The sequence below is a fragment of the Streptomyces sp. NPDC044921 genome (genome assembly GCF_056432865.1).
On sequence record NZ_JBWKIF010000018.1, the window covers coordinates 131431 to 143733 of the forward strand.

Consider the following 12303-nt stretch of genomic DNA (forward strand, 5'->3'; position numbering starts at 1 on the left):
GATGAGCAAGACCGGCACCACCGAACCGGCCCCCGCCGGCGGTTCCGAGGACCAGGACCTCGGCGACGCCGGAGCCCAGCTGTCCACCGCCCCCAAGGAGGAGGCGCCCGCCCTGCCGTCCCTGGGCGTCATCGGCTGGGCCCGCTGGTTCTGGCGGCAACTGACCTCCATGCGGGTCGCGCTGCTGCTGCTCCTGCTGCTCTCCCTGGGCGCGATCCCCGGCTCGCTGATCCCGCAGACCGGCATCGACGCCACCAAGGTCGCCGAGTTCCGCAAGAACAACCCCACCCTCGGCGACGTCTACGACAAGCTCGGGCTGTTCCACGTCTACAGCTCGGTGTGGTTCTCCGCGATCTACATCCTGCTGTTCGTCTCCCTCATCGGCTGCATCGTGCCCCGCACCTGGCAGTTCGTCGGCCAGCTGCGCGGCCGCCCGCCGGGCGCGCCCAGGCGGCTGACCCGGCTGCCCGCCCACACCACGTGGCGCACCACGGCCGAGCCGGAGCGGGTCCGCGAGGCCGCGCTCGCCCTGCTGAAGCGGCGCCGCTTCCGCGCGCACCTCGCCGGTGACGCGGTCGCCGCCGAGAAGGGCTACCTGCGCGAGGTCGGCAACCTGGTCTTCCACCTGGCCCTGATCGTGATGCTGATCGCCTTCGCCTGGGGCCAGCTGTTCAAAGCGGAGGGCTTCAAACTGGTCGTCGAGGGCGACGGCTTCTCCAACACCCTCACCCAGTACGACGACTTCAAGTCCGGCAACCTCTTCACCCAGGACGACCTGAACCCCTTCAGCTTCCGCCTGAAGGACTTCGAGGGCACCTACGAGATGAGCGGCCCCAACCGGGGCACCCCGCGCACGTACCAGGCGACGGTCGACTACAGCGAGGGCGCCTACGGCAAGGACCGGCACAGGACCATCAAGGTCAACGAGCCGCTCACCATCGGCGACACCAAGGTCTACCTCGCCGCCCACGGCTACGCCCCGGTCGTCACCGTCCGCGACGGCAAGGGCAAGATCGTCTACCGCGACGCCGTGCCGCTGCTGCCGCTGGACGGCTTCGCCACCTCCTCCGGCGCCGTCAAGGTCATGGACGGCTACCGCAACGCCGAGGGCGAGAAGGAACAGCTCGGCTTCCAGGCGTTCTTCGTGCCCACCTACAACGGCGGCGCGATGGTCTCCCAGTTCCCGGCGCTGATGAGCCCGGTGCTCGCGCTGAACGCGTACCACGGCGACCTGGGCGTCGACTCGGGCCTGCCGCAGAGCGTGTACCAGCTCGACAAGAAGAACATGAAGGAGTTCAAGGGCTCCGACGGCAAGCTGCTGAAGAAGCTGCTCAAGCCCGGCCAGACCATGCAGCTGCCGAACGGCGCCGGCTCGGTCACGTTCGAGAAGGACATCAAGGAGTGGGCGCAGTTCCAGATCACCCAGCAGCCCGCCAGCGGCTGGGCCCTGGGCGGCGCCGTCGCCGCGATCCTCGGACTGGCCGGCTCGCTGTTCATCCAGCGCCGCCGCGTCTGGGTCCGCGCGGTCCGGGGCGCCGACGGCGTCACCGTCGTCGAGATGGCCGGGCTCGGCCGCAGCGAGTCCGCGAAGGTCCCGGAGGAACTGGGGGACCTCGCCGGGATCCTGTACGACCAGGCGCCCGCCGCGCCCGACCCCGCAGATTCCCCCGACCCCGCCCAGGAGCCGGGCACCACGACCCCCGTACCCGCCGAAGGGGCTGAGAAGCAGTGACGCTCGCCGCCGCGACCAACGAGAACCTGGCCAACCTCAGCAATACGCTGATCTACTCCGCGATGGCCGTCTACACCCTGGCCTTCTTCGCGTACATCGCCGAATGGCTCTTCGGCAGCCGCAGCAAGGTCGCCCGCACGGCGGCCGCGCTCACGGCGAAGCCCGAGGCGAAGAAGGCGCCCGCCGTCACCGTCAACCAGGCGGGCGGCACCGCCGTGCTGGAGCGGCCGAAGGTCACCGTGCGGGCCGCGGCCGGCCAGCGGGACGTGCCGGACGGCCCGGGAGCGCACGGCGGTGACGCGCAGGGCGACCTGTACGGCCGCATCGCCATCTCCCTCACCGTGCTCGCGTTCCTGCTGGAGCTGGGCGGCGTCATCGCCCGCGCGGCCTCGGTGGAGCGGGCCCCGTGGGGCAACATGTACGAGTTCAACATCACGTTCTCCACGGTCGCCGTCGGCGTGTACCTCGGACTGCTGGCGCTGAAGAAGAACATCCGCTGGCTCGGCCTGTTCCTGACCACCACCGTCCTGCTCGACCTGGGCCTCGCGGTCACGGTCCTGTACACCGAGAGCGACCAGCTGGTCCCGGCGCTGCACTCGTACTGGCTGTACATCCACGTCTCCACGGCGATCTTCTGCGGCGCGGTCTTCTACGTGGGCGCGGTCGGCACGATCCTGTACCTGTTCAAGGACTCCTACGAGAACAAGCTCGCGGGCGGCGGCCGTCCCGGCACCTTCGCGACCTCGGTGCTGGAGCGGCTGCCCTCCGCCGCCTCCCTGGACAAGTTCTCCTACCGCGTGAACGCCGCCGTCTTCCCGCTGTGGACGTTCACGATCATCGCGGGCGCGATCTGGGCGGGCGACGCCTGGGGCCGCTACTGGGGCTGGGACCCCAAGGAGACCTGGTCCTTCATCACCTGGGTCGCCTACGCCGGTTACCTGCACGCCCGCGCCACGGCCGGCTGGAAGGGCCGCAAGGCCGCCTACCTGGCCCTGCTCGCCTTCGCCTGCTGGCTGTTCAACTACTACGGCGTCAACATGTTCGTCTCCGGCCTGCACTCGTACGCGGGCGTGTAGCACCCGCGGCGTCTCACCGCCTGGTGTGGGGGGCGCGGTCCACGACCGACAGGACGATGTCGCGCAGCCGGTCGGCGTACAGCCGCAGGTTCTTGTGGGCGACGTCGGTGTCCGGGTGGCGGGCCGCGAACCACAGCCCCTCGTGCAGCCGGGTGACCCAGGCGCAGACCTGGTCGCCGTACGACACCCTGATCAGGCCGTAGGCGTTGCGCTCGGTCCAGCGCGTGGAGTCCGGGATGGCGCGGGTGTCGGTGTACGACACGATCGAGTACATGTCCGGAGAGGTCGGCCGGAAGTCGGCGCCCAGCAGCCGCAGCACGCGGGCGAGCGGCATGCGGGCCAGCGGCCGGGCGGCGTGCAGCGCGTTGCGCACGGTCGTCAGCGCGGCCGGGAAGTCGGGCGTGCGGGCCACGGGCACCTCGATCGGCGCGCCGCCGACGTACCAGCCCACGGAGTCCGAGTACGCCGACCGCGCCCGCGTGTGGAAGGGCACCACGGTGCGGTAGACGGGCTCCCCGCCGATCTCGTGGACGATCAGCGCGGTCGCGGCCAGCAGGCCGACCAGGGTGCCGCCGCAGGGGCGGCAGTACGCCTCGAACGCGGCGGCGGCGTCCGCGTCCACGAGCATCTCGCGCATCAGCTTCTGGGTGGGCAGCGTGTCACCGGGCTCCAGCCCGAGGTCGACGGGGAAGCCCGGCAGCCGCCCGTCGCAGCGCCGGATGAACTCCCGCCAGCGGGCCACGACCTCGTGGTCGGCGTCGATCCGGTCCGCGTCCGCCCGCTCGGCCTCGCAGAAGTCGACGTAGCTGCTGACCGGTGCCTGGTCCGGGGTGCGTCCGCTGCGGTGGGCGGCGTACAGCTCGTGGATCTCGGCCGGGATGCGGTAGATCGAGAACGCGTCGACGTTGCTGTGGTCGAAGGCCATGTACACGCTGGTGGTGTCGTCCCTGACGACCGCGGTGTAGATGAGGTTGGGCCAGCGCAGGGCGTCCGCCGTGGTGTCGAAGCGGTCCTGGAGGTGCTGCGCCAGGGCCGCGGGGTCGGTGAAGTCGCCGACGTCCTCGCGGTGCAGCGACACGGCGTCCGCGTCGAGCGTGAAGCGGCGGATCGAGTCGCCCGGCCCGCCCGCCCAGCGGAAGCCGCTGCGCAGCGTCTCGTGCCGCAGCGTCCAGCCGCGCAGGGCCGCGCCCAGCGCGTCCAGGTCGGCCCGGCCGGGCAGGTCGAAGGCGGCCCCGAGCCAGGTCGGCACGAACAGGCCGTCCTCGCGCACCGAGCGCGCCGTCCGGAGGTGGGACTCCTGGATGTAGGCGGGCGGCCGCGAGTCCTCCGGCAGCGCCTTCGCCGTCGCGACGGTCGCCGGACTGAGCGTCCACTCGACGAGTCGTCCAGGCCGGACGTCGCAGCGCTGGATATCAGACATTCGCACAGGGCGTCTCCGTTCGCGGTTGGGACAGACCCGACCAGCACAATGGCGAGCCGGCCGCCGGACACACGGCCCGGTGCCGGATTTCATGGGAACGGATGGCATCTCGAACGGCGATCCGAGGCGGTGCCGCTGCCCCGGTTGACGGCCTGGCCGGTACCCGCCCCCGGGCGGCGGCGAGCGTGTACCGTCCGTGCGGCCCGCGCCCTTTCGACGCCCTTGGGGGTTTCATGCGCCGTCACGCGGACTCGGTCGAGTCGATGGAACAACTCGCGCTGGTCTGGCGGGCCATGGTGCTCGACCGTGATCCCTCCTCGGACGTCCGCGACCTGCCCGGGATCGCCGTGCGGTGGGCCGACTGCCGCTTCCCGTTCTGGAACTGCCTCACGCTGACGGACGTCGGCGCGGACGCCGGGCTGCTGAAGCAGCGGCTCGGCGAGGCGGCGGGCGTGATGCGGTCGAAGGAGCGGCCCGGGTTCCTGTGGGTCTTCGAGGACCTGCTCGACGAACGGGCCCGGGCCGGGCTCGACGAGGCCGCCGCCGCGGCCGGCCTGGCGTACGCCTTCCCCGGCACCGGCATGGCGGCCGACCTGCCGTCGCTGCCCGAACCGGCCCACCCCGACCTGACGTTCACGCGCGTCACCGACGACGAGCTGCTGCGCGCCTACGCGGACCTCAACGCGCGGGCCTACGGCTTCCCGCCGGAGGACGCCCGCGACGGCCTCGCCGGCTCCGCGCTGTGGAAGAACGAGGTGCACGCCTACCTGGGGCTGCGCGACGGCACCCCTGTCACCTGCGCCGCCACCGTGGAGGCCGAGGGCCGCCTGTTCGTCGTCCTCGTGGCCACGGACCCGGACTGGGAGCGACGGGGCTACGGGGAGGCGGTGACCCGCAAGGCCCTCCACGAGGGCGCCAGGGCCACCGGCCTGACCCGGGCGACCCTGCACGCGACGGCGGCGGGAGCACCGGTGTACCCGAGGATCGGCTTCGAGCCGAACTCACCGATCCGCTTCTACGGGCTCCAGGGGTGAGCGGCCGCTCCGCGCGGACACCGTCCACGCGGACGCGCAGCGGTTGAGCGGCCCCGGGCGCCCTGACGTCGGCCGCCCGGGCCCTCACTTCGTCCCCACCGTCCGCAGCACCGCCACCACCAGGGCCCGGGCCACCGCCGCCGTCTCGCGCACCGACACCCGCTCCGCGGCGCCGTGCGCGACCCGGATGTCGCCCGGGCCGAACTGCAGGGTGGGGATGCCGGCGGCGCTGTACAGGCGCAGGTCGCTGCCGTACGTCGCGCCGCGTTCGCGCAGGGCGGGGCCGCCGGCCGTGTCGGACCAGGCGCCGCGCAGGACGGCGGGCAGCCGGTGGCCGTCGGGCAGGCGGCCGGGGGCGAACTGGCCGCCGGGCCAGCTCACGGTCGCGGGGTGGGCGCGCAGCCACGGATCGGCGGCGCAGGCCTCGGCCACGCACTCCTCCAGGGCGCGGCGGGCGTCGGCCGGGTCCTCGTCGAGGCGTACGCCGAGCCGGCCCTCGGCGACCAGCAGGTCGGGGACGCTGCTCGCCCAGTCGCCGGAGCGCACCGTGCCGACGGACAGGGCGTAGGGGAGGGGGTACTCCGCCAGCAGCGGGTCCGGGTCGGCGTTGCGTGCGGCCTCCAGACGGGCCAGGGCCCGGTGCAGGGGCAGGTACGCGTCGACCGCGCTCACCCCGCGCTCCCGGGAACTGGCGTGTGCGGCCCGGCCGGGCACGGTCAGGCGGAAGGTCAGGGCGCCCGCGTTGGCGGTGATCAGCGTGCCCGCGGTGGGCTCGGCGATGACGCAGGCGTCGCCGCGGTGGCCGCGGAGCAGTGTGCCGAAGGCGCCGAGGCCGCCGTCCTCCTCGCCGACGACGAAGTGCGCGGCGACCCGGCCGCGCAGCCGGATCCCGGCCGCGCGGATCGCGGCCAGCGCGGCGAGGTGCGCGGCGATGCCCGCCTTCATGTCGCAGGCGCCGCGCCCGTGCACCACGTCCCCGGTCACCCGGGGCACGAACGGGTCGCCGTCCCAGGCGGCGAGGTCGCCGGGCGGTACGACGTCGACGTGGCCCTGGAGGATCAGGGTGGGTCCGTCGCCGCCGTCGGGCGTGGTGCCGACCAGGCCCCACGCCTCGTCGCGGCGTGCCTCGGTGCCCGGGAAGTCCGGGTGGGCCCGCAGGGCGGGCAGGTCCATGGACCACAGGTCGGTCTCCAGGCCCAGCCATTCCAGCCGGCCCGCCAGCTGGTGCTGCAGCTCCGACTCGGCGGCGCTTCCGGTCACGCTGGGTACGGATATCAGCTCCTGCAGGGTCCGGGCCAGGGCCGCCTCGTCGATCTCCGCCAGGGCGGCGGCCTCCTCGTCACTCAGCACGCTGCCGGTCCTCCCCTCGCCCCGGGGCGCGACGTTCGCGGCCCCGCCCCGGATATCTGCTCCGGCGGGGCCGTGCGTGAACACCCCTGCGGGCACCACCCCGCGGGCGGCGCGCCCGGCCTCAGTCCTCCGGGAGCCGTCCGCTCACCGTGAACCCCATCACCGTTCCGCCGCCGTCCCTGCGCAGCGCGAACGGCGCGCCCCCGTGGGCGAGCGCCACCTCCCGCACGATGGACAGGCCCAGCCCGGACCCCGGCAGGGAGCGGGCGTCGGCGGCGCGGTAGAAGCGGTCGAAGACGCGGTCCAGGTCGCTGTCCGCTACGCCGGGGCCGCGGTCGCGGACCTCGACGCGGATCGTGCCGGGCCGGGCGGGCCCGGCGACCACGATCTCGATGGGGGCCGTGCCGCCCTGGTCGAACTTCACGGCGTTCTCGACGAGGTTGGACAGCGCCCGGGTGAGCATCCCGGGCCGCCCGTGGGTCGTGGTGTCGCCGCCGGCGCGCAGCAGGATCCGCCGGCCGCTGCGGCGCCGGGCGAGGGCGGCGACCTCCTCGGCGAGTTCGGCGACGTCCACCCGCCGGGGCGGTTCCGTGTCGGACTGCCCGGCCGCGAGGTCGACGAGCTCGTTGACCAGGTCGGTCAGCTCGCGGGCCTCCTGCCCAAGGTCGGCGACCAGTTCCTCGCGGGCGGCGGGCGGGAGTTCGTCGATGCGGCGCAGCAGGGAGATGTTCGTGCGCAGGGAGGTCAGCGGCGTACGGAGTTCGTGGCCGGCGTCCTGGACCAGGCGGCGCTGGTCCTCCTCGGACTGGGCGAGCCGGCCCAGCATGCGGTCGAAGGCCCGGCCCAGCCGCCCCACCTCGTCGTGCCCGGCCACCGGCACCTGGATGCCGAGGCGGCGGGTGCGGGCGACGTCCTCGGCGGCGTCGGTGAGCACGACCAGCCGGCGGGTGATCCGCCGGGCCAGCCACCAGCCGAACAGCCCCGCGCCGAGCACCACCGCGGCCACCAGCGCGAGCGTGCGCTGCTGGAGCGCCCGCAGCAGGTCCTCGACGTCGCTGAACTCCTGCGCGACCTGCACCGCGCCCCGGCCGTCGCCGAGGGACACGGTCGCGACGCGGTAGACGTCGTCACCGACGTCGACGTCCTTGTGCTGCACGACCCGGCCGGAGTCGGCCGCCGCGGCGATCCGCACATCGGCGGCGACGACCGGCAGCCCCGGGCTGCCCCGGTCCACGATCCGTCCGTCCGGGCCCAGCACCTGCACGTCCGTGCGGGCGGGCCGCACCAGGTCGTGTCCGGGCGAGGCGGAGGAGAAGTCGCCGGGCGACATCCGGTTCTGGCTGACCTCGTCCCGCAGGTCCTGCACGACCTCGTCGAACACGGTCTGCTGGTCCACCCGCACCAGCCGCGCGGCCGCGCTGTAGGAGAGGATGCCGACCAGGATCGTCACGGCCGCCGTCACCGCCGCGAACGACACCGCGAACGTGGTGCGCAGCGAGACCAGCTTCGGCCGGCGTCCGGCCGTCAGCCGGCCGAGGCGGCCCACTCAGTCCTCCCGCAGCACGTAACCCACGCCGCGCACCGTGTGGATCAGCTGCGGCGCGTCCGGCTCGTCGAGCTTGCGGCGCAGGTAACCGACGTAGACGGCGAGGTTCTTGGAGCCGGGGCCGAAGTCGTAGCCCCAGATGCGGTCGTAGATCGTGGAGTGGTCCAGGACGATGCCCGAGTTGCGGACCAGCAGTTCCAGCAGTTCGAACTCGGTGCGGGTCAGCTCCAGCTCGCGCGTGCCCCGCCAGGCGCGGCGGGCCTGCGGGTCCATGCGGATGCCGGCGGCCTCGACGAACCGCTCGGGCACCGGCCGGGGCGCCTCCGCGGGCGCGGGCGCGTTCCCGGCGCCGACCGGGCTGGTGCGGCGCAGCAGGGCGCGCAGCCGGGCGAAGACCTCCTCCACGTCGAAGGGCTTCACCACGTAGTCGTCGGCGCCCGCGTCCAGGCCGGCGATCCGGTCGGCGGTCTCCACGAGCGCCGTGAGCATCAGGATCGGTGTCCGGTCGCCCTCGGCGCGCAGCACGCGGCACACCTGCAGCCCGTCGATGCCGGGCATCATCACGTCCAGGACGAGGACGTCCGGGCGGTTGCGGTGCGCCTGCGCCAGCGCCTCGACCCCGTCGGCGACGGCCACGACCCGGTAACCCTCCAGGGTCAGGGCGCGCTCCAGGGCGTTGCGGATGGCGCGGTCGTCTTCGGCGAGCAGCACGGTGTGGGACACGCGTCCAGTGTGCCCCGCCGCGGGGCCCGCGGGGCCGGGTGAGCTGCGCCGGGGCGTCCTTCTTACTGCCCTCTCACCGCCGGTCCCCGGCGAGCCGGGCGGCGTGCGTCGGGGCGTCCGGCACGTCCGCCGGGCGGCCCACCGCGAACTCCTTGCGCAGCACCGGTACGACCTCCTCGCCCAGCAGGTCGATCTGCTCCAGCACGGTCTTCAGCGGCAGCCCGGCGTGGTCGACCAGGAACAGCTGGCGCTGGTAGTCGCCGGCGTACTCGCGGAAGGCCAGCGTCTTCTCGATGACCTGCTGCGGTGAGCCCACCGTCAGCGGCGTCTGGTCCATGAAGTCCTCCAGCGACGGCCCGTGGCCGTACACCGGCGCGACGTCGAAGTAGGGCCGGAACTCGCGGACGGCGTCCTGGGAGTTCCTCCGCATGAACACGTGCCCGCCGAGTCCGACGATCGCCTGCTCGGGCGTGCCGTGGCCGTGGTGGGCGTAGCGCTCCCGGTACAGCTCGACCATGCGCCGGGTGTGGTCGGCCGGCCAGAAGATGTTGTTGTGGAAGAAGCCGTCGCCGTAGTAGGCGGCCTGCTCGGCGATCTCCGGGGAGCGGATCGAGCCGTGCCAGACGAACGGGGGCACGCCGTCCAGCGGGCGGGGCGTGGAGGTGAAGCCCTGCAGGGGCGTGCGGAACTTCCCCTCCCAGTCCACGACGTCCTCGCGCCACAGCCGGTGCAGCAGGGCGTAGTTCTCGACGGCGAGGTTGATGCCCTGCCGGATGTCCTGCCCGAACCAGGGGTAGACGGGGGCGGTGTTGCCCCGGCCCAGCATGAGGTCGGCCCGGCCGTCGGCCAGGTGCTGGAGCATCGCGTAGTCCTCGGCGATCTTCACCGGGTCGTTGGTGGTGATGAGGGTGGTGGCCGTGGAGAGGATCAGCCGCTCGGTGCGGGCGGCGACGTAGCCGAGCATCGTGGTCGGGGACGACGGCACGAACGGCGGGTTGTGGTGCTCCCCGGTCGCGAACACGTCCAGACCGGCCTCCTCGGCCTTCAGCGCGATGGCGACCATCGCCTTGATGCGTTCGCGCTCGGTCGGTGTCCGGCCGGTCGTCGGGTCGGGCGTGACGTCGCCGACGCTGAAGATCCCGAACTGCATGGTCGCTCACCCTCCAGGTTGTTTACAGTTCAACCATACCTCGTGAGTGCCGACGCGCCTCGGGCCGCTCCCAGGCGGGGTTCCGGCCGGTCCGCGCCAGCAGCCGCTCGAACGCCGACGCGCCCTCGGGCTCGGGCACCGGCTCCCCGAAGACGCCCATCGTCCGGGCCGTCGGCGCCAGCTCCTCCACCGCGCCGGACAGCTCCGCCACGACCGCGTCGTCGGCACCCGGGTCGCCCTGGCCCGTCGCCCGCGCCAGGTCCCACCCGTGCACCGTCAGATCCAGCAACGCCATCGCGCCGACCAGCCGCGCGGGCAGGCCCATCCCGCCCGTCGTGCCCTCCTGCGCACCGGGCGCGGACCAGGCCGCCACCAGCCGCTCCGCCTCCGCGGCCAGCCGCTCGCGCCACTCGGGGCTCCCGGAGACCACGTCGGCCGGCTCACCGAAGTCCGCCGCCTCCTTCCCGGCCAGCCGCTGGAACTGCACGATCACCTGGAACAGGTGGTTGACCAGGGCCTTCACGTCGTACTCGGCGCACGGCGTGGGAGCGTCCAGCATCCCGTCCCCGATGCCCCGCACCACCGGCACCGCCCGCTCCCGGGCCAGGTCCAGCAGCTCACCGATGCCGTACGTCCGCGTGTGGTTCGTGTCCATGCCCCGACCGTAGAAAGCGCCGGGGCTGCCCTTCTTGAAGAAACGCGACGTACGATCCGGCCATGGAGGCACCCCGCCACGACACCCGCGGGATCGTCGACCCGTCGGGACTGCTCAGCCGCGTGCGGTTCCGCCGCCACGAGCCCGCCGAGCCGCTGCGCCGGTACGTCGAGTGGTACTGGCTGATCGACTGGGACCTGCCCGCGCCCTACGCCTCCCACATCGTCCCGCACCCGTCCGTCAACCTCACCTTCCAGTGGGACGAGGACGACGGACCGCCCTACGCGGAGGTCACCGGCGTCGCCCTCGGGCTCTACACCAGGAAGCTGACCGGACGGGGCCGGGTCTGCGGGGCGAAGTTCCGCCCGGGCGGCTTCCGGCCGTACACGCCCGGGGCGCCGGCCACCCGCTGGACGGGCCGCGCGCTGCCCGCCCGGGAGGTGTTCCCGCAGATCACCGAGGACACCGTCCGCTCGATCGTCACCGGCGCCGACGACCGGGCCCGGGTGGCCGCCCTCGACGCCCTCCTGCTCTCCCTGCCCTGCGCCCCGGACCCCCGGGCCGACCTCGCCATCGACCTCGTCCGGCACATCCGCGCCGACCGCGCCGTGCGCCGCGTCGGCGACTTCGCCCGCGCGCGGGGCCTGTCGGTGCGGGCGCTGCAACGGCTCTTCGCCGCCCAGGTCGGCGTCAGCCCCAAGTGGATCGTCCTCCGCTACCGCATCCACGAGGCCCTGGAACAGGCCGGCACCCGCGACGACGTCGACTGGGCCGCCCTCGCCGCCGACCTCGGCTACGCCGACCAGGCCCACCTCGTGCGGGACTTCACGGCCACGGTGGGAGTACCCCCCACGGCCTACGCCGCGGAGGCCCGGGCCGGGAGCCGGGGGCAGAGCCGCCCGTGACGCGCCCCCGGCGTCGGGTCAGGGCACCCGTACCAGGCGCCCCCGCACCCCGCCCTCGTCCAGCCGGGCGTGCGCCTTCGCCGCGTCGTCCAGTGCGAACGTCTCGGCCACCCGCGTCGCCGGTACCCCCTCGTCCACCAGCCGCACCAGCTCCGCCAGCCGCGCCCCGCCGGCGCTCACCCCGACCGCGCCGGTCCGCGTCGACTATCACCCCCCTCGGCCACAACCCGGCCCTGCTGCTGACCGCCGTGAAGAACTGGGCGGAGACCCGCTTCGACGAGGTCAGGGCCGCCCGCGAGCGCTACGACGCCGACAACGCCGGCGCCTGACCGGGCACCGCCCCACGGGCGTGCGAAGCTGACCGCCATGTCCGTGCTCCGCTCCGCCGCCCTGTTCGTCCTCGCCGCCCTCCTCGAGATCGGCGGCGCCTGGCTCGTCTGGCAGGGCGTGCGCGAGCACAAGGGCTGGCTCTGGGCGGCGGGCGGCGTCCTCGCGCTCGGCGCCTACGGATTCGTCGCGACGTTCCAGCCCGACGCCCACTTCGGCCGGGTGCTCGCCGCGTACGGCGGGATCTTCGTCGCCGGTTCGATCCTGTGGGGCGTCGTCGCCGACGGCTACCGCCCGGACCGCTGGGACATCGCGGGCGCGCTGATCTGCCTCGCGGGCATGGCGGTCCTCATGTACGCCCCGCGAGGCAACTGACCGCCGCCGG

At 73.7% G+C, this 12303-nt stretch carries 11 protein-coding genes and 1 pseudogene; 5 read left to right on the plus strand and 7 right to left on the minus strand.

The window, feature by feature from the left end; translation table 11 throughout:
* Position 1 precedes the first annotated feature (1 nt).
* Entirely contained in the window at positions 2 to 1732 is a 1731-nt protein-coding gene (gene resB, locus AC07DA_RS26430; protein WP_479130680.1) for a cytochrome c biogenesis protein ResB, read from the plus strand.
* A complete protein-coding gene (gene ccsB / locus AC07DA_RS26435) occupies positions 1729 to 2808 on the plus strand; it encodes a c-type cytochrome biogenesis protein CcsB (RefSeq protein WP_479130681.1) in 1080 nt (359 codons plus the stop codon). Before resB ends, ccsB begins: the two co-directional genes overlap by 4 nt.
* 13 nt (positions 2809 to 2821) lie before the next feature.
* Here the strand turns inward: ccsB and AC07DA_RS26440 are convergent, their stop codons facing one another.
* On the minus strand, positions 2822 to 4234 hold the full coding sequence (locus AC07DA_RS26440) for a condensation domain-containing protein (protein WP_479130682.1): 1413 nt from the start codon (positions 4232 to 4234) through the stop codon (positions 2822 to 2824).
* 227 nt (positions 4235 to 4461) lie between these two features.
* Here AC07DA_RS26440 and AC07DA_RS26445 point away from each other — a divergent pair, with 227 nt between their 5' ends.
* Complete coding sequence (locus tag AC07DA_RS26445) at positions 4462 to 5262, plus strand: GNAT family N-acetyltransferase (protein WP_479130683.1); 801 nt, start codon at positions 4462 to 4464, stop codon at positions 5260 to 5262.
* Positions 5263 to 5346: 84 nt separating this feature from the next.
* Here the strand turns inward: AC07DA_RS26445 and AC07DA_RS26450 are convergent, their stop codons facing one another.
* The 5 genes from AC07DA_RS26450 to AC07DA_RS26470 form a co-directional block, all read right to left on the minus strand.
* A complete protein-coding gene (locus AC07DA_RS26450; protein ID WP_479130684.1) occupies positions 5347 to 6612 on the minus strand; it encodes an ArgE/DapE family deacylase in 1266 nt (421 codons plus the stop codon).
* 121 nt (positions 6613 to 6733) lie between these two features.
* Positions 6734 to 8158, minus strand: coding sequence for a HAMP domain-containing sensor histidine kinase (locus AC07DA_RS26455; protein WP_479130685.1), 1425 nt, complete (start codon positions 8156 to 8158; stop codon positions 6734 to 6736).
* Positions 8159 to 8881 (minus strand): response regulator transcription factor, encoded by a 723-nt coding sequence (locus tag AC07DA_RS26460; protein ID WP_479130686.1) that lies wholly within the window; start codon positions 8879 to 8881, stop codon positions 8159 to 8161.
* A gap of 73 nt (positions 8882 to 8954) precedes the next feature.
* A complete protein-coding gene (locus AC07DA_RS26465; protein WP_479130687.1) occupies positions 8955 to 10031 on the minus strand; it encodes an LLM class flavin-dependent oxidoreductase in 1077 nt (358 codons plus the stop codon).
* 22 nt (positions 10032 to 10053) lie between these two features.
* A complete protein-coding gene (locus tag AC07DA_RS26470) occupies positions 10054 to 10686 on the minus strand; it encodes a TIGR03086 family metal-binding protein (protein WP_479130688.1) in 633 nt (210 codons plus the stop codon).
* 62 nt (positions 10687 to 10748) lie between these two features.
* On the opposite strand from AC07DA_RS26470, the gene AC07DA_RS26475 reads away from it, so the two are divergent.
* Entirely contained in the window at positions 10749 to 11591 is an 843-nt protein-coding gene (locus tag AC07DA_RS26475; RefSeq protein ID WP_479130689.1) for a DUF6597 domain-containing transcriptional factor, read from the plus strand.
* Between the two features lie 18 nt (positions 11592 to 11609).
* Here AC07DA_RS26475 and AC07DA_RS26480 read toward each other — a convergent pair.
* Positions 11610 to 11789 (minus strand): annotated as a pseudogene (locus AC07DA_RS26480) (zinc-binding dehydrogenase); the annotation flags it as partial.
* A gap of 168 nt (positions 11790 to 11957) precedes the next feature.
* Between AC07DA_RS26480 and AC07DA_RS26485 the strand changes: the two are divergent.
* Positions 11958 to 12293, plus strand: coding sequence for a YnfA family protein (locus AC07DA_RS26485; RefSeq protein ID WP_479130690.1), 336 nt, complete (start codon positions 11958 to 11960; stop codon positions 12291 to 12293).
* Positions 12294 to 12303: the final 10 nt, after the last annotated feature.